The sequence below is a fragment of the Pseudomonas putida genome (assembly GCF_030159595.1).
GTDB classification, from domain to species: domain Bacteria; phylum Pseudomonadota; class Gammaproteobacteria; order Pseudomonadales; family Pseudomonadaceae; genus Aquipseudomonas; species Aquipseudomonas putida_AC.
In genome coordinates, this window is the sequence record NZ_BSKJ01000011.1 from 48,005 (window position 1) to 63,264 (window position 15,260).

General features: G+C 61.9%; 16 protein-coding genes. 6 read left to right on the forward strand and 10 right to left on the reverse strand.

Annotation, left to right across the window (positions count from 1 at the left end; genetic code table 11):
- The first annotated feature begins 3 nt into the window (after positions 1-3).
- From QQL85_RS21840 to QQL85_RS21855, 4 genes are read left to right on the forward strand one after another with little or no spacing between them, the layout of a single operon-like run.
- On the forward strand, positions 4-1,167 hold the full coding sequence (locus QQL85_RS21840) for an isovaleryl-CoA dehydrogenase (protein ID WP_284356676.1): 1,164 nt from the start codon (positions 4-6) through the stop codon (positions 1,165-1,167).
- Between the two features lie 19 nt (positions 1,168-1,186).
- Positions 1,187-2,794 (forward strand): carboxyl transferase domain-containing protein, encoded by a 1,608-nt coding sequence (locus QQL85_RS21845; protein WP_284356675.1) that lies wholly within the window; start codon positions 1,187-1,189, stop codon positions 2,792-2,794.
- Positions 2,795-2,797: 3 nt separating this feature from the next.
- Entirely contained in the window at positions 2,798-3,613 is an 816-nt protein-coding gene (locus tag QQL85_RS21850) for a gamma-carboxygeranoyl-CoA hydratase (RefSeq protein WP_284356674.1), read from the forward strand.
- Positions 3,610-5,562 carry an acetyl/propionyl/methylcrotonyl-CoA carboxylase subunit alpha gene (locus QQL85_RS21855; RefSeq protein ID WP_284356673.1) on the forward strand — a complete coding sequence of 651 codons (1,953 nt, stop codon included), beginning with the start codon at positions 3,610-3,612 and terminating at the stop codon, positions 5,560-5,562. Before QQL85_RS21850 ends, QQL85_RS21855 begins: the two co-directional genes overlap by 4 nt.
- Positions 5,563-5,595: 33 nt before the next feature.
- Here QQL85_RS21855 and QQL85_RS21860 read toward each other — a convergent pair whose 3' ends face one another.
- Entirely contained in the window at positions 5,596-6,303 is a 708-nt protein-coding gene (locus QQL85_RS21860; protein WP_284356672.1) for a LexA family transcriptional regulator, read from the reverse strand.
- Between the two features lie 88 nt (positions 6,304-6,391).
- Between QQL85_RS21860 and QQL85_RS21865 the strand changes: the two genes are divergently transcribed.
- On the forward strand, positions 6,392-6,703 hold the full coding sequence (locus QQL85_RS21865; protein ID WP_284356671.1) for a DUF6124 family protein: 312 nt from the start codon (positions 6,392-6,394) through the stop codon (positions 6,701-6,703).
- A 435-nt stretch (positions 6,704-7,138) separates the two neighbouring features.
- On the forward strand, positions 7,139-7,654 hold the full coding sequence (locus QQL85_RS21870) for a DUF4880 domain-containing protein (RefSeq protein ID WP_284356670.1): 516 nt from the start codon (positions 7,139-7,141) through the stop codon (positions 7,652-7,654).
- A 61-nt stretch (positions 7,655-7,715) separates the two neighbouring features.
- Here QQL85_RS21870 and QQL85_RS21875 read toward each other — a convergent pair whose 3' ends face one another.
- The 9 genes from QQL85_RS21875 to QQL85_RS21915 form a co-directional block, all read right to left on the reverse strand.
- Positions 7,716-8,195, reverse strand: a complete 480-nt coding sequence (locus QQL85_RS21875) for an Lrp/AsnC family transcriptional regulator (protein WP_105946573.1) — start codon at positions 8,193-8,195, stop codon at positions 7,716-7,718.
- A 10-nt stretch (positions 8,196-8,205) separates the two neighbouring features.
- Positions 8,206-8,967 (reverse strand): ABC transporter ATP-binding protein, encoded by a 762-nt coding sequence (locus QQL85_RS21880; RefSeq protein WP_105946572.1) that lies wholly within the window; start codon positions 8,965-8,967, stop codon positions 8,206-8,208.
- A gap of 64 nt (positions 8,968-9,031) precedes the next feature.
- On the reverse strand, positions 9,032-9,742 hold the full coding sequence (locus tag QQL85_RS21885) for an ABC transporter permease (RefSeq protein WP_284356712.1): 711 nt from the start codon (positions 9,740-9,742) through the stop codon (positions 9,032-9,034).
- Entirely contained in the window at positions 9,735-10,451 is a 717-nt protein-coding gene (locus QQL85_RS21890) for an ABC transporter permease (RefSeq protein ID WP_284356711.1), read from the reverse strand. The genes QQL85_RS21885 and QQL85_RS21890 overlap by 8 nt, the downstream gene beginning before the upstream one ends.
- Positions 10,452-10,511: 60 nt before the next feature.
- Complete coding sequence (locus QQL85_RS21895) at positions 10,512-11,291, reverse strand: ABC transporter substrate-binding protein (RefSeq protein WP_284356669.1); 780 nt, start codon at positions 11,289-11,291, stop codon at positions 10,512-10,514.
- A 267-nt stretch (positions 11,292-11,558) separates the two neighbouring features.
- The gene (locus QQL85_RS21900; protein WP_284356668.1) at positions 11,559-12,194 is read right to left on the reverse strand and encodes an RraA family protein; all 636 of its coding nucleotides are present in this window, start codon (positions 12,192-12,194) and stop codon (positions 11,559-11,561) included.
- Positions 12,194-12,577, reverse strand: coding sequence for a RidA family protein (locus QQL85_RS21905; RefSeq protein WP_284356667.1), 384 nt, complete (start codon positions 12,575-12,577; stop codon positions 12,194-12,196). The genes QQL85_RS21900 and QQL85_RS21905 overlap by 1 nt, the downstream gene beginning before the upstream one ends.
- Before the next feature lie 11 nt (positions 12,578-12,588).
- The gene (locus tag QQL85_RS21910; protein ID WP_284356666.1) at positions 12,589-13,902 is read right to left on the reverse strand and encodes an OprD family porin; all 1,314 of its coding nucleotides are present in this window, start codon (positions 13,900-13,902) and stop codon (positions 12,589-12,591) included.
- A 17-nt stretch (positions 13,903-13,919) separates the two neighbouring features.
- Positions 13,920-15,248, reverse strand: coding sequence for an MFS transporter (locus QQL85_RS21915; protein WP_284356665.1), 1,329 nt, complete (start codon positions 15,246-15,248; stop codon positions 13,920-13,922).
- Between the last annotated feature and the right edge of the window lie 12 nt (positions 15,249-15,260).

Here is a 15,260-nt window from a genome sequence, read left to right on the forward strand (position 1 = left end):
AGCATGCATTACCCCTCCCTGAACTTCGCCTTGGGCGAAACCATCGACATGCTCCGCGACCAGGTCCGCGCCTTCGTCGCTACCGAACTGGCCCCGCGCGCCGCGCAAATTGACCACGACAACCTGTTCCCCGCCGACATGTGGCGCAAGTTCGGCGACATGGGACTGCTGGGCATCACGGTGTCGGAAGCGTACGGCGGTGCCGGCCTGGGCTACCTGGCCCATGTGGTGTCGATGGAGGAAATCAGCCGTGCTTCGGCCTCGGTGGCACTGTCCTACGGCGCCCATTCCAACCTGTGCGTCAACCAGATCAACCGCAACGGCACCCATGAGCAGAAGCTCAAGTACCTCCCCAAGCTGATCAGCGGCGAGCACATCGGCGCGCTGGCCATGAGTGAGCCCAACGCGGGCTCCGACGTGGTGTCGATGAAGCTGCGTGCTGAAAAGCGCGGCGACCACTATGTGCTCAACGGCAGCAAAACCTGGATCACCAACGGCCCCGATGCCAACACCTATGTGATCTACGCCAAGACCGACCTGGACAAGGGCGCACACGGCATCACCGCGTTCATCGTCGAGCGTGACTGGAAAGGCTTCAGCCGCAGCAACAAGTTCGACAAGCTGGGCATGCGCGGCTCCAACACCTGCGAGCTGTTCTTCGATGACGTGGAAGTACCGGCAGAAAACATCCTCGGCCAACTCAACGGCGGCGTGCGCGTGCTGATGAGCGGCCTGGACTACGAGCGCGTGGTGCTGTCCGGTGGACCGACCGGCATCATGCAGAGCTGCATGGACCTGGTCGTGCCTTATATCCACGACCGCAAGCAGTTCGGCCAGAGCATCGGCGAGTTCCAGCTGATCCAGGGCAAGATCGCCGACATGTACACCCAGCTGAACGCCAGCCGCGCCTACCTCTATGCCGTAGCCCAGGCCTGCGACCGTGGCGAGACCACCCGCAAGGACGCCGCAGGGGTCATCCTGTACACCGCCGAACGCGCCACGCAAATGGCCCTGGAGGCCATCCAGATTCTTGGTGGTAACGGCTATATCAACGAATTCCCGGCAGGCCGCCTGCTGCGCGACGCCAAGCTGTACGAAATCGGTGCCGGCACCAGCGAAATCCGCCGGATGCTGATCGGCCGCGAACTGTTCAACGAAACCCGCTGAGCATAAAGGACGAGCGCACATGGCTACCTTGCACACCCAGATCAACCCGCGTTCACCGGAGTTCGCCGGCAACAGCGCGGCCATGCTCGAACAGGTCCAGGCCCTGCGTGGCCTGCTCGCCCAGGTGGCTCAAGGCGGTGGCGCCAAGGCCCAGGAGCGGCACACCTCGCGTGGCAAGCTACTGCCGCGCGAGCGTATCGACCGCCTGCTGGACCCAGGCTCGCCATTTCTCGAAATCAGCCAGCTGGCCGCCTATGAGGTTTATGGCGAAGACGTGCCCGCTGCGGGCGTAATTGCCGGTATCGGCCGCGTGGAAGGTGTGGAGTGCATGATCGTGGCCAACGATGCCACCGTCAAAGGCGGTTCGTACTACCCGCTGACGGTGAAAAAGCACCTGCGCGCGCAGACCATCGCCCAGCAGAACCGCCTGCCGTGCATCTACCTGGTGGACTCGGGCGGCGCCAACCTGCCACGCCAGGATGAAGTGTTCCCCGACCGCGAGCATTTCGGGCGGATCTTCTTCAACCAGGCCAACATGAGCGCGCAGGGTATTCCGCAGATCGCCGTGGTGATGGGGTCGTGCACGGCCGGCGGCGCCTATGTGCCGGCGATGGCCGACGAAGCGATCATGGTGCGCCAGCAGGCAACCATTTTCCTCGCCGGCCCGCCGTTGGTAAAGGCCGCCACAGGTGAAGTCGTGAGCGCCGAAGACTTGGGCGGTGCTGATGTGCACTGCCGCACCAGCGGCGTGGCCGACCACTATGCCGACAACGACGAACATGCCTTGGCGATCGCCCGGCGCAGCGTGGCCAACCTCAACTGGCACAAGCTGGGCAAGTTGCAGCGCCTGGCGCCGGTGGCGCCGTTGTATGCCGCCGACGAGCTGTATGGCGTGGTACCGGCCGATGCCAAGCAACCGTTCGATGTGCGCGAAGTGATCGCGCGCTTGGTCGATGGCTCAGTGTTCGATGAGTTCAAGGCGCTGTTCGGCACCACCCTGGTGTGTGGCTTCGCCCACCTGCATGGCTACCCGGTGGCGATCCTGGCCAACAACGGCATCCTGTTCGCTGAAGCCGCGCAAAAAGGCGCGCACTTCATCGAACTGGCCTGCCAGCGCGGTATCCCGCTGCTGTTCCTGCAAAACATTACCGGCTTCATGGTCGGCAAGAAGTACGAAGAAGGCGGCATCGCCAAGCACGGCGCCAAGCTGGTCACCGCCGTGGCTTGTGCCCAAGTGCCGAAGTTCACGGTGATCATTGGCGGTAGCTTTGGTGCCGGCAACTACGGCATGTGTGGCCGCGCCTACGACCCACGTTTCCTGTGGATGTGGCCCAATGCGCGGATTGGTGTGATGGGGGCGGAACAGGCCGCTGGGGTGCTGACCCAGGTCAAGCGCGAGCAAAGCGAGCGCAGCGGCCAGCCCTTCAGCGCCGAGGACGAGGCCAGGCTCAAGCAGCCGATCCTCGACCAGTACGAGCATCAGGGCCACCCTTACTACTCCAGCGCTCGCCTGTGGGACGACGGCGTCATCGACCCGGCGCAAACCCGCGACGTGCTTGGCCTGGCGTTATCTGCCGCGCTGAACGCACCGATCGAACAGAGCCGCTTCGGCATTTTCCGGATGTGACCCATGAGCGATTTCAGCACCCTCGAAGTGACCCGCGACCCACGCGGCTTCGCCACCCTGTGGCTGAGCCGTGAGGACAAGAACAACGCCTTCAACGCGCAGATGATCCGCGAGTTGATCGTGGCGATCGACCAGTTGGCCGAAGACGCCAGCCTGCGCTTTGTGCTGCTGCGCGGCCGTGGCAGGCACTTCAGCGCCGGCGCCGACCTGGCCTGGATGCAGCAATCGGCGCAGCTGGATTTCAACACCAACCTGGATGACGCCCACGAGCTGGGCGAGCTGATGTACGCCCTGCACCGCCTCAAGGCACCGACCCTGGCCGTGGTGCAAGGTGCGGCCTTTGGCGGCGCGCTGGGCCTGATCAGTTGCTGCGACATGGCCATCGGCGCCGAAGATGCCCAACTGTGTCTGTCGGAAGTACGCATCGGCTTGGCCCCGGCGGTGATCAGCCCGTTCGTGGTCAAGGCCATTGGTGAGCGCGCCGCACGCCGCTATGCCCTCACCGCCGAGCGTTTCAGCGGTGCACGGGCCCGCGAACTGGGCCTGCTGGCCGAGGTGTACCCCGCCAGCGAACTGGACGCCCAGGTCGAAGCCTGGATAACCAACCTGCTGCAGAACAGTCCGCAGGCATTGCGCGCTACCAAGGACCTGCTGCGCGAAGTAGACGACGGCGAACTCAGCCCGGCTCTGCGCCGCTACTGTGAAAACGCCATCGCCCGCATCCGCGTCAGCGCCGAAGGCCAGGAGGGCCTGCGCGCCTTCCTGGAAAAACGCCGTCCCGCCTGGCAAACCGATGACAAGAAGGAGCCGCGCCCATGAGCCGCCCCGCTTTGACCACCCTGCTGGTCGCCAACCGCGGCGAAATCGCCTGCCGGGTAATGCGTACCGCCAAGGCCATGGGCCTGACCACCGTCGCCGTGCACAGCGCCACCGACCGTGACGCCCGGCACAGCCGCGAAGCGGATATCCGCGTTGACCTGGGCGGCACCAAGGCCGCCGAAAGCTACCTGCTGGTCGACAAACTGCTGGCCGCCGCCAAGGCCAGTGGCGCCCAGGCCATCCACCCGGGCTATGGCTTCCTGTCCGAGAACGCCGGCTTCGCCCGCGCCATCGAACAGGCCGGCCTCATCTTCCTCGGCCCACCGGCCAGCGCCATCGATGCCATGGGCAGCAAGTCCGCCGCCAAAGCACTGATGGAAGCCGCAGGGGTACCGCTAGTGCCGGGCTACCACGGCGAAGCACAGGATCTGGACACCTTCCGCGCCGCCGCCGAACGCATCGGCTACCCGGTGCTGCTCAAAGCCAGCGCCGGCGGCGGCGGCAAGGGCATGAAAGTGGTCGAGGAAGAAAGCCAACTGGCTGACGCCCTGGCCTCGGCCCAGCGTGAAGCGCAGTCGTCGTTCGGCGATGCGCGCATGCTGGTTGAAAAGTATGTGCTCAAGCCGCGCCATGTCGAGATCCAGGTGTTCGCCGACCAGCACGGCAACTGCCTGTACCTCAACGAGCGCGACTGCTCCATTCAGCGCCGCCACCAGAAAGTAGTCGAAGAGGCCCCTGCTCCCGGCCTGTCACCTGAACTGCGTCGGGCCATGGGTGAGGCGGCAGTACGCGCAGCCCAGGCCATCGGCTATGTAGGGGCCGGTACCGTAGAGTTTCTGCTCGACGCGCGTGGCGAATTCTTCTTCATGGAGATGAACACCCGCCTGCAGGTGGAGCACCCGGTCACCGAGGCCATCACCGGCCTGGACCTGGTGGCCTGGCAGATTCGCGTGGCCTGCGGTGAGGCGTTGCCGATTACCCAGGAACAGGTGCCGCTGGTCGGCCATGCCATCGAAGTGCGCTTGTATGCCGAAGATCCGGCCAACGAATTCCTGCCGGCGACCGGCAAGCTGGCGTTGTACCGTGAGTCGGCGCCGGGTGAAGGCCGGCGGGTGGACAGCGGGGTCAGCGAAGGTGACGTGGTGTCGCCGTTCTACGACCCGATGCTGGGCAAGCTGATCGCTTGGGGCGAAGACCGCGAACAGGCGCGCCTGCGCTTGCTGGCCATGCTCGACGAGTTCGCCATTGGCGGGCTGAAAACCAACATTGCCTTCCTACGCCGCATTCTCGCCCACCCGGCATTTGCTGCAGCGGAGCTGGATACCGGCTTCATTCCGCGTCACCAGGATGTGTTGTTGCCAGCGCCGCAAGCGCTGCCGGCCCGCTTCTGGGAGGCCGCAGCCGAGGCTTGGCTGCAGGGCCAGGCCGGGCATCAGCGCGATGACGACCGCCGTTCGCCGTGGGGTGAGCGCAATGGCTTGCGCTTGGGCCTGCCGGCACGCACCAGCCTGCACTTGGTAAGCAGTGGGCAGGACCAGGCGGTTGCCCTGGAGCGCAGCGCTACGTCCACCTACCAGCTGGTGGGCGAACAGCTGGTGCATGACCAGGCCGGTGTGCGCCGCCAGCACCTGGCGATCCGCCGGGGTGGCACGCTGTACCTGCACTGGGATGGCGAGATGCACGCCATCGAGGCCTTCGACCCGATTGCCGAAGCCGAGGCCAGCCACAGCCATCAGGGCGGCTTGGGCGCGCCCATGAACGGCAGCATCGTGCGGGTGCTGGTGGAGCCGGGGCAAGTGGTGGAAGCAGGTGCCGCGCTGGTGGTGCTGGAAGCCATGAAGATGGAGCACAGCATTCGTGCGCCGCATGGCGGGACGGTGAACGCGTTGTTCTGCCAGGAAGGAGATATGGTCAGCGAAGGGACGGTGCTGGTCGAGCTGGCGGAGTGAGGTCAGCGGGGGCTGCCTTGCAGCCCCTTCATGCTAGAAGGCACCGTGCACTCGCACGACCACGCCGAGAAACTCACAACCTTCTTCACAGAGCAGCGTCGGGTAGTTGTTATTGAGGGCCTTCAGGTACCGCTGCCCGCCGTCCTCAGCCAACTCGCGAAAAATCGCCGGTTTGCCCGGCTGACGAGCGATAACCAAACGCCCCGCCTCAACCGCCACCCCAGGATCAACCAGCATCCACATGCCCTGTGGCACACTGCGACCACTGACGGCGCTCATCGCGTCGTTCTCAACTGTCAGCCAGAATGCTTTGCCTTGGGCCAGGTAATCCGTCTGTTCGAACACGCTGGGCTCCTCAGCATCTGTAGCACCCAACTCACTCCAGTCCTTGACCGGGTAGCGGAAACACACGATGTACTGCATGAGGTCCAGATCGTCATCATCGTCATCGACGCCGTAATTGCCACGCTCTTCACCAACCTGGCCCTGAATGCGCAGCTGCAGACTCACGTTATAGTGAGGCATGCCGATCTCGACGAATGTGCGGTTCATCGACTCGATCTTCGGCTGACGCCGCTTGTTCACCCAATGCCCTACGCTGCCCTGAGACACGCCAACGCGCTCGGCGAGCTGCTCTTGAGTGAGCCCTAGCTCCTCCATCCGGTCACGGACGAGGGCAATCCATTTATCCATATTCATCGCTGGCACGATACGGGCTGCCCTAAACCGCTCAATAAACATTCAGTATTATTTATCAAAGGGCGAAAAAATACTTCAGGTATTAGTATTGGTTTCACCCCTACCTTTACTGGCTCTAGCAGGTATCAGGATGAAACCACCGAAAAACGACGAAACAGATCTCGACAGCGAAGCCGCCCGCCGCGCCCTCGACTACTACCTCAACCCCAACCCGCCACGCCCCACGCTGGACAACAAGATCTGGACCTTGCACGAGGGCGTAACCGGCGACCAGGCCCAAGAGCACGCCATCGCCCTGCTGCGCTGCGCTGCCGCCACCGCCCAGGAAACAGCCACCCACCAGCACGGCAGCCAGCGCGAGCTGACCTTCGCCTTGATGCACATGATGGACATGGCTCGCGCACTGCTGGAGCACAAACGCACCGCAGAACCGGGTTTATAGGCAAGAAATAAGGGAGAGAACGTGATAGCCGCGTAACGGCAAAGGCCCCGATTGCCGGGACAAGGAAGCGCATCGGTAAAACTTTTTTACCGAATTAGCGAAAATTCATTTGACTGGCAAATGATAACGATTATTATTGCACTCAGCTGATCGCGAGATCCGCTGGATAACCTGGAGCTTAGGTCGCTCTCAGATTATCTCCTCATCAGGCTAATCACGGTTTTTGACCCGGCTTTTTGCCGGGTCTTTTTTTTGGCTCTTCAGGCTAATGAAGATCGTGATGGCGCGCATGATAGCAAAGGTGTTTCAGGGCGTGAACGCTCATTACAAAACTTTGCGGAATCAGCACTTGAGAATCAATCTCGTTTCGCCTACGCTGATCACGCATCAAGGAAGATGCCCCCACCCCTCCCCTTTGTAAGCAAGGAGCTGTCCATGACCCGTCTGCTACTGCCCCTTGAGCACCCAACCCCTGTTACCGAACACGATGCCGACCATGCCCTGCTGCATGCCTTGAAGCGGCTGCCTCGGCGCGTACAGCAAGTGTTCCTGCTAAACCGCCTCGATCAACTGGACTTCACCAGCATCGCCGCCCGCCTCGACCTGCCCCTGGCCAGTATCGAGCGAAACATGGACCAGGCGCTGCAGGCCGGCCGCTCGCGCCGGGATGTGCTGGCAAGTGTTGCTGGGCAATGGTATGTGCGCTTGCAAAGCCCTCAGGTGACGGCGTGCGAGCGGATCGACTTCCGCCGCTGGCTGGATGCGGACCAAGCGAACTTGCAGGCGTTCCACGAGACGGAATTGCGTTGGCGCAGCCTGCTGGCACCGGCTCGGCAACTGGGCCATGACGGCTGGTATCGGCAAGGCCGGGCAGCGCTGTCGCTCGGGGGTTGTTCGGTTGCAGTCGGGCTGGGTGTCGTTGCGTTGGTGCTGTTTGGGTTGTGGGCCTGATCAGCCGCCGATGGACCGGTACGCGGTCGGCAGACGGCGTACCTTGCACGCCCTCCCGAGGCTATTCCTTGACCGTCTTCACGACTGCCAACTCGGGGTGACTGACCAGCTTGTCGATATGCAGCTCCGCATCGTCGAACCAGGTTTCAGTCAGCACTCGGTAGTGCTCCATATCACGGCAACGCATGCGCAAGCTGTAGTCGAAAGCGCCGCTGACCAAGTGGCACTCCAGCACCTGCGGGCAATTCTGCACCTTGGCCTCGAAGGCTTTCTGCGCCGCCCGACCGCTCTGATTGGACAGCGCCACAAGCACCAGCAGTGACAAACCAGGTGTCAGCTTGCGCTGATCTATCACGGCCGAATAGCCACGGATGACGCCCATGCGCTCCAGCTTGCGCACCCGCTCCAGGCAGGGACGTGGCGTGAGGTGCACGCGCTCGGAGAGCTTTTGGTAGGTGATGCGCCCTTCATGGCGCAGCACCTCCAGAATGGCTTGGTCAATGCGGTCCAGAGCGAGGGATGATTCGCTGCTCTCGATCATTTCCAGCGACTCATTTCAGCCGACCAGAGAGAAATTGCTGCAAGCGCCCACTCTGCGGTTTGTCGAGTATCTCCGAACCACCTTGCTCCTCCACCTTGCCTTGGTGCAGAAATAGCACCTGGCTGGAAACGCGGCGGGCGAACTCCATCTCGTGGGTAACCATCAGCATCGTCCTGCCCTCCTCCGCTAGCGACTGGATAACCTTCAGCACCTCACCCACCAGCTCAGGGTCGAGGGCCGATGTTGGCTCGTCGAAGAGCATGACTTCTGGCTCCATCGCCAACGCACGGGCTATCGCCACCCGTTGTTGCTGGCCCCCGGAGAGGAAGGCCGGGTACTGGTCGGCGACGCGCGATGGCAAGCCCACTTTGTCCAGATACGACCGGGCGCGCTCCTGCGCCTCCTTTCGACTGACTCCGAGGACGCGAACGGGCGCCAGCGTAATGTTGTCCAACACGCTCAGGTGGCTCCACAGGTTGAAATGCTGGAACACCATGGCCAACCGTGTGCGCAATGTCTGCAACTGCTTGCCGCACGCAGGACGCATGGCCCCTGCAGGCCCGCGCATGCGTATGGCCTCGCCATCGAGGATGATGGCGCCGGCATCCGGCTGCTCAAGGAAGTTGATACAACGCAGCATGGTACTTTTGCCCGAGCCACTTGCACCGATCATGCTCACCACGTCCCCTTGGCGGGCGTTCAGCGACACGCCTTTAAGGACTTCGTTGTCGCCATATCGCTTGTGCAGTGCTTCTACTGTCAGCTTGTACATAAGGCTCTCCAATGGCTGCGTGACTTCGACGCAGCATTTTCATCGCGAATCAAGATCCGGGGACTTAATGAGGGGTGCCGAGGAAGGCCAGCCAGCGCCGTTCAGCCAGCCGAAACAGGCCGACGAAAGCGAAGGTCAGCCCCAGGTACATCAGCGCGGCGAGTCCAAAAGACTGGAAAGTCAGGAAGGTTGCTGCATTGGCGTCACGGGCGACCTTCAGAATGTCCGGGATAGTTGCAGTGAAGGCCACCGAGGTCGCATGCAGCATGAGAATCACTTCATTGCTGTAGTACGGCAATGCCCTGCGTAACGCCGAAGGCACGATGAGCTGCGTGTAGAGCCGCCAGCCCTTGAGCCCATAGGCGCGCGCCGCCTCGATTTCTCCATGGGGAATGCTGCGGATGGCCCCGGCGAAGATCTCCACGGTGTAGGCGCATGTGTTGAGCGTGAAGGCCAGCAATGTGCAGTTCACTGCATCGCGCAAGAACGCATTCAGCACAGGCTGCTCGCGCACGGCTGCAATACCGTACAGACCGGTGTAGATGATCAGTAACTGGATGTAGAGCGGCGTGCCGCGAAACAGGTAGGTAAAGAACTGCACTGGCCAGCGCACCACCCGGCAATGTGACGTGCGAGCGATAGCCAGAGGGATCGACAGCACGAAGCCCAAGGCCAGGGAAAAGCACAGTAACCAGAGCGTCATGGCGAGCCCGGTCATGTTGTAACCATCGCTGTAAAGGAAGGGTCTCCAGTACTCCTGAATCAGTTCAAGCATGATCATGCCCTCTCACCCCAATGTTGTATCGCGCTTCCAACCGGCGCAGAACGATGTTGGAAAAACTGGTGATAAGCAGGTAAAGCAGCGCGGCCAGGACCAGAAAATAGAGCATGTTGAACGTGGCCTTGCCGGCATCCTGGGCCACCTTGACGACGTCAGCCAGGCCGATGATCGACACAAGCGCGGTAGCCTTGAGCAAAACGAGCCAGTTGTTGCCCAGGCTCGGCAAGGCGAAGCGCATCATCTGCGGAAAGACCACCTGAACGAAGCGCTGGGTACGTCCCAGGCCATAAGCCGTGGCCGCTTCTACCTGGCTCCGTGGGACAGAAAGGATCGCGCCTCGGAATGTTTCGGCGAAGTACGCGCCATAGATGAACCCGAGCGTGACGACGCCGGCAGTGAAGGGGTCGACGTCAATGTGCTCCCAACCCATGACATCGGTCAGGCTGCTCAGCCAACCCTGCAGGCTATAGAAGATCAACAGCATCAGCACCAGGTCGGGAATACCACGGATCAGCGTCGTATAGAGGGTTGCCGGAACCCGCAAGATCGACAGGGGTGACAGCTTTGCCACCGCACCCAGCAAGCCGATACCAATGCTCAGCGCCAGCGAGAGTAATGAAAGCTTCAGGGTGACCCAAGTGCCGTGCAGCAGCAACGGCCCGAAACCCTGCAACGCCAGAGATTGAAAGAGATCGTTCACGATACCTACCTGATTGAAGACACCGCGCAGCTGCCGCAAGCAACCACGCGGATGACGAGAGCGTCAGTTGTTGTAGAGGTCCAGGTCGCCGAAGTGCTTGCGCTGGATCTCCTGGTAGGTGCCACTGGCGTGCATCTGTGCAATGGCCTTGTCGAGCAGGCCTTTCAATTCGTCGTCACCCTTGCGAATACCGATGGCGATATCGGAAGGCACCATAGGGTCACTGATGCCCTTGCTGCTCTGGAAGTCGGCGCCAAGCGCAGACTTGAGGAAGCCCAGTTCTGCTTCGAGCATGTCCTGGATCGAGGCGTCCAGACGGCCAGACACCAAGTCCGAGTACACCTGATCCTGGTTCTGGTACGCCTTTATCCGAACGCCCCCCGGCGCCAGCTTCGCCTTGGCATAGGCTTCCTGAATGGTGCCCTGCTGGAAGCCTACGGTCTTGTCCTTGAGCGATTCGGCGGTGGGCTCAAGGCCGGAGCCTTTGCGCGTCACGATGGAAGTCGGGCCGGAGAAGAGCCGATCAGAGAAGTCGACCTGTTTCTTGCGGGGTTCGGTCACCGTCATCGAGGACAGCACGGCATCGATCTTGCGGGCCTTCAGTGACGGGATCAGGCCATCGAAATCGTTGGTCACCCAGGTGCACTTGACCATGAGTTCAGCGCATATGGCATTGCCCAGGTCGATATCGAAACCTTGCAGGGAACCATCAGGGGCGGTGGATTCGAACGGGGGATAGGCCGGGTTCACACCAAAACGAATTTCCTTCCAGTCCTTGGCGTGCGCAGCGCCGGAGGACAGCGCGAGCATCATTGCGGACAAGGTCAACCAATTGATCTTCATGAGCAGGGTCCCAGTGAGTTTTGATTTATCGCGGGCCGATGAGGGGCGGCCCGCACTTTTCATCAGGGCAGAGAACATGGAGCGAGAGATGATGAAGCATCCTGTTTTTGTTTTGCCTCGTAGGTCGTCCGAAGCCGCATGAAACCGCTATCGGACGCAGCCAGAATGCCTTCTCGCCCTTCCCTGTTGTTGTCGTAAAACTGCACCGACACGACCAGAACAAGCTGTTTAACCAGGCAAAACAGCCGATTCTGTCGTGAGCCTTTCCTAAGCCTCGACCGGTTCGGTCATAAGCACCGATTCCACGGCCTCCCCTGCTCTCAAGCGGGCCAGTAGCGCCGGTTCGCCACGGTCCGACGCCTGCGCCTGCGCAATGGCTTTTGCGACCATCTGCGGTGACAAAATCAGCACGCCATTGTCATCGGCCATCACCACATCCCCCGGATTGACCACTACGCCACCACAACACACGGGTATGTTGAAGGCACTGGAAGCGCTACCCAGCAGCTTGGTCGTGAGTTGCGTGGTGCCACGAGCGAACACCGGCAACCCGGCGGCCCGTAACTCGACGAGGTCAGTGACCACACCGTCAACGACGATACCCATCGCGCCAACGCTTAGCGCAGCGCACTGGGTGACGGTGCCAATGCAGGCGTGGGCATGATCACCTGCCATGTCGATCACCAGTACATCGCCGTGCGTCAAAGAAGCCAGTGCACGGTTAACGGCAATGGCATCCGCATGGGCCACACGCAGGGTCACTGCCCGACCGACCAAGCGGACATTCGGCACCATCGCGCGAATCTCATGGCTGACGAAGCCTTGCTCCAGGAAGTGCCCAAGGGTGGCGAAACTCACTGACCGCAGTTGCCCGAGCAACTGGGAGAGGGCTACATCGTCCATCAGCAACCCCCTTCGACAAGCTCTGCTATGCAGTCAATTTCCAGGCTAACGCCCCAGAGTTGCACGCACACGGTCGTGCGCGCTGGCGGTGCATGGCCGAGGACTTCCTGGTAGACCTGGTTGAATTCCTCCAGCAACGCCGGGTCGGTGAGGTAGGCATTGACCTTGACGATGTGGCTCAGGCTGGACCCCGCCGCGTCGAGAATCGCCCCCAGGTTGGCAAACGTCTGGCGGACCTGGTCAGCGAACGTTTCAGGCTGATCTTCAAGGCTGCCGATCGAGGGAATCTGGCCAGCCGTGAACACGAGATGGCCACTCACCACCGCTTGCGAGTAAGGTCCGACCGGACCAATGGTGCCGGGTGCCGCGTTGATACGTTTCATGGCTGTCTCCTTTAGAAAAGCGCCAGGCTATAGCTCAGAATCAGGCGGTTCTGGTCCTGATTCGGATCGAGGTCGGAATGCAGCACACCGTTGCGCCAGGCCAGGCCCAGCCCCTTGAAGGTGCCACTCTGGATCACATAGTCCAGGCCGATGTCACGCTCCCATTCAGAACCGTCATCCGCCCCGACACGTTTGATGTCGTCACCCTTGAGGTACATCAGCGAGGCCTTGAGCCCGGGCACACCGGCAGCGGCGAAGTCGTAGCTGTATTGAGCGAAGCCTGTGCGCTCACCGGCGCGGTTGAAGCTGGCCAGCATGCGGTCGGTGTGCAGGTACACGCTCGCGCCACCGGCACCCTTGCCGGCCAGAGAGCCCTGGTTGGGCTGGACAAAGTTGCTGGCGTCGGAAACCACCTGGTAACCGGCCATCAGCGCATGGCCCTGCACGCTGTAGGTGAACGCCGCGCTCCAGGTGCGGTTGTCGATTTCACCATTGCCGTCCTCGGTGTAGCCGCCCACCTGGTAACCGCTCGCACGCCCGGCGGCGCTGCCGTTGGCGCCGTCAGACGTGGTGCGAAAGTAACGCAGCTCGGTCTTGAAGGACTGCCCGTCGGCGAACGGCAGCGTATGGGTCAGGCCGACGAAGTGCTGGTTGTAGTAGTCCTGCAGGTTGGCGAAGTAGTACTGCGCCAGCAGGTCTTTGCCCAACGTGTAGTCACCACCGGCAAACAGGAACGCATTGCTCTCGCGGCTGCCGCCTGCCACCGCCAGCCCAGTACGGTCACTGGAGCCACGCCCGGTGACATGCTCCAGGCGCCCGCCGGTCAGGGTCAGCCCATCGATCTCGCTAGAGGTTACCTGCCCGCCTTCGAAGGTTTGCGGCAACAGTCGGCCATCGTTGTACGTAAGCACCGGCAACTTGGGCAGCAGGCTGCCGTAGCGCAGCTCGGTTTTCGAAACCTTCACCTTGGGTGTAAGACCAAAGCGGCTCCACTCGCTGACTGCACCGGCACCGTCGTCCGGGATCATGCTGCTACCGCGATGGCGGCCGGCGCCGCTGTCCAGGGTTACGCCCAGCAGACCGATGGCGTCCAGGCCCACGCCCACAGTGCCGTCGGTGTAGCCGGAGGCGAAATTGAAGACGAAACCCTGGGCCCATTCCTCAGTCTTGCTCTGCCCGGCAGCCCCGGGCTTGTCACGGAAATCGTTGTTGAAGTAGAAGTTGCGCAGATTGAGGCTCGCCTGGCTGTCTTTCACCAGGTCGGCGAAGGCAGTCGGGCTAAGCGGCAAGGCAATGGCACTGACGGCCAGCAAGGTCTTTTTCATCGGTGCTCTCCCTGGGCTCAGCCACGTGCCTTGGTGTTGATGTCTTTGTTGAAGGTTTCGGTGAGCAGCAGCAAGGCCACAAGCGACACCACCGCCGAACCGACCATGTACCAGGCCACCGAAGAGCCTTTGCCGGTCATCGACAGCAATGCCGTGGTCACCAGCGGCGTGGCCGCACTGCCCAGCAGGCCCGAGAGCATGTAACTGATCGACAACCCCGAGTAACGCACGCGAGTACCGAACAATTCGGCCAGGAAGGTCGCGATGGGGCCGTAGTTGGCGGCGAAAGCGGTCATCAGCAACAGGTAACCGGCGAACACCAGCGGCAGCTCCTTGGTGTCCATCAGCCAGAACATCGGGAAGGCCACCAGCGCTTCGGCGATGATCCCGCCGATGATGATCGGCTTGCGCCCGATCCTGTCCGACAGCGCGCCGAAAAACGGCAGCATGAAGATGCACGCGGCGCAGGACACCAGCACCACACTGAGCATCTCGCCGCGAGAAAAGCCGAGGGTCTGGGTGCCGTAAGTAAGGCCAAAGGCGACGATCAGGTTGTAGGAAGTACCGGTGGACATGGTCGCCACACCGCCGAGGAGCACTTGTTTCCAGTACTTGCGGAACACCTCGAACAGCGGGACCTTCACCTGTTCACCGGTTTTCTCCACGGCCTTGAACGACGGGGTTTCGTGAATGTTCAGGCGGATGTACAGGCCCAGGGCGATCAGCAGTACGCTGCCCAGGAACGGAATGCGCCAGCCCCAGGCGAGCAGTTCTTCGTTGCTCAAGGTAGTGGCGATCAGCAGGAACACCAGGTTGGCGAGCATGGTGCCGGCGGGGACTCCAATCTGAACCCACGAACCGTACAGGCCGCGCTGGTGTTTGGGTGCATGCTCCACCGCCATCAGCACGGCGCCGCCCCATTCCCCCCCCAGAGCCAGGCCCTGGATGATGCGCAGCGTCAGCAGTGAAACGGGGGCCCAGATGCCGATGGACTGGTAGTCAGGCAGCAGACCGATGCCGAAGGTGGCAGCGCCCATGGTCAGCAGCGAGATCAGCAGCATCGACTTGCGCCCCAGGCGATCACCGAAGTGGCCGAACAGTGCGGCACCGACGATCCGCGCACCGTAGGCAGAGGCGAAGGTACCGAAGGCCAGCAGCGTGCCGACCAGCGGATCGAAGCCTGGAAAGAAGATCTTGTTGAACACCAGGGCCGAGGCCGTGGCGAAAAGGAACAGGTCGTACCATTCGACAGTGGTGCCGATCACGCTGGCGATGGCGACCTTTTTCATGTCGGTGGTCTGGGTGGGTTGCTCGCTGGCAACCTTGGTGTACGCAGGGCTGTTCATGCCATTTACTCC

Coding starts and splice junctions, on each gene's coding strand:
- QQL85_RS21880 (WP_105946572.1), bottom strand. CDS start 8,967: ATGTACAAGCTGACAGTAGAAGCACTGCACAAGCGATATGGCGACAAC.
- QQL85_RS21865 (WP_284356671.1), top strand. CDS start 6,392: ATGAAACCACCGAAAAACGACGAAACAGATCTCGACAGCGAAGCCGCC.
- QQL85_RS21915 (WP_284356665.1), bottom strand. CDS start 15,248: ATGAACAGCCCTGCGTACACCAAGGTTGCCAGCGAGCAACCCACCCAG.
- QQL85_RS21855 (WP_284356673.1), top strand. CDS start 3,610: ATGAGCCGCCCCGCTTTGACCACCCTGCTGGTCGCCAACCGCGGCGAA.
- QQL85_RS21900 (WP_284356668.1), bottom strand. CDS start 12,194: ATGGACGATGTAGCCCTCTCCCAGTTGCTCGGGCAACTGCGGTCAGTG.
- QQL85_RS21875 (WP_105946573.1), bottom strand. CDS start 8,195: ATGATCGAGAGCAGCGAATCATCCCTCGCTCTGGACCGCATTGACCAA.
- QQL85_RS21885 (WP_284356712.1), bottom strand. CDS start 9,742: ATGCTTGAACTGATTCAGGAGTACTGGAGACCCTTCCTTTACAGCGAT.
- QQL85_RS21910 (WP_284356666.1), bottom strand. CDS start 13,902: ATGAAAAAGACCTTGCTGGCCGTCAGTGCCATTGCCTTGCCGCTTAGC.
- QQL85_RS21860 (WP_284356672.1), bottom strand. CDS start 6,303: ATGTTTATTGAGCGGTTTAGGGCAGCCCGTATCGTGCCAGCGATGAAT.
- QQL85_RS21895 (WP_284356669.1), bottom strand. CDS start 11,291: ATGAAGATCAATTGGTTGACCTTGTCCGCAATGATGCTCGCGCTGTCC.
- QQL85_RS21850 (WP_284356674.1), top strand. CDS start 2,798: ATGAGCGATTTCAGCACCCTCGAAGTGACCCGCGACCCACGCGGCTTC.
- QQL85_RS21905 (WP_284356667.1), bottom strand. CDS start 12,577: ATGAAACGTATCAACGCGGCACCCGGCACCATTGGTCCGGTCGGACCT.
- QQL85_RS21845 (WP_284356675.1), top strand. CDS start 1,187: ATGGCTACCTTGCACACCCAGATCAACCCGCGTTCACCGGAGTTCGCC.
- QQL85_RS21870 (WP_284356670.1), top strand. CDS start 7,139: ATGACCCGTCTGCTACTGCCCCTTGAGCACCCAACCCCTGTTACCGAA.
- QQL85_RS21840 (WP_284356676.1), top strand. CDS start 4: ATGCATTACCCCTCCCTGAACTTCGCCTTGGGCGAAACCATCGACATG.